A 923-nucleotide genomic window follows, 5' to 3' on the forward strand; every position below is an offset into this window, starting at 1 on the left:
CCTTCCAGGGCCTTGAAGTCCGCGTCGTTGGTGTCCAGCGTATAGGTGTACGTGCCGTTGGCGTTCAGCACCAGGGTGCCGTAAGTGCCGACGAATGTACCCGGCGTGACTGGGCCGCTGTTCGGGCCGGTCGCGACAAGGTCCGCGCCTTGCACGTCATTGGTCAGGACATTGCCGTCGAGGGTCAGGCGGGTTTCCGACGCATTGTCGGCGTTGCTGTCGTCCACAGCCTTTGGCACGTCATCGACTATGTTCACCACGATGGTGCTGGTGGTGATGTTGCCCAGGGAATCGGTCGCCTGGTAGGTGAAGCTTTCGCTCAGGGTGTTGGGGCCATCGTTGGCCTGCGGGGTGGTGCTCGCCGGCGAAGTCAGGGTGTAAGTATAGGTGCCGTCGCCATTGAGCTGAATCTGCCCATAGCTGCCCGTGGCACTACCCACCAGGGCGTAGGTGATCGCACCCACGGCGCCAGTGACCGAGCCCACCAGTGTACCGGAAGCGGTCTCGCCAGTATTGCCCGGCTGGCTGCCGGCGACGGTGCCAGCCGCCAGGTCCTGGCCATCTTTAGTCAGGTCGAGAGCCTTTTCATACACCGTCACATCGCTGTCGGACACTGCCTTGAGACAGCTGTTGTAGACGTCAATGGTGAGCGTGGTGGTGCTCTCATCGCCATCGGCATCGCGCACGGTGTAAGTGAATACATCAATCGCGCCGGGCCCGCTGACGCTGTTAGGGTTGCTGTGATAGGTAGCGTTGCCGTTGGCGTCCAGGGTCAGGTAACCGTAGGCGCCATTGATGTTGGTGTTGAGGCCACCGCTGGCCGAGGTCGAGGTGTCGCTGCCGGCACGCACGCCGACCACCGCACCCGTGGCCGCCGGGCCATCGGAGCCGCCGATGTCATTGACCAGGACGTTGGTGCCGAC

Annotated in this window: 1 protein-coding gene; it reads right to left on the minus strand. The window is 63.1% G+C overall.

Annotated elements, in window-relative coordinates:
- The coding region (locus HYI44_RS29155) for a VCBS domain-containing protein (protein ID WP_225571212.1) at nucleotides 1-923 on the minus strand (923 nt) is incomplete at both ends.

The organism is Pseudomonas sp. Y24-6, from assembly GCF_020295325.1.
Taxonomy (GTDB): Bacteria; Pseudomonadota; Gammaproteobacteria; order Pseudomonadales; family Pseudomonadaceae; genus Aquipseudomonas; species Aquipseudomonas gregormendelii.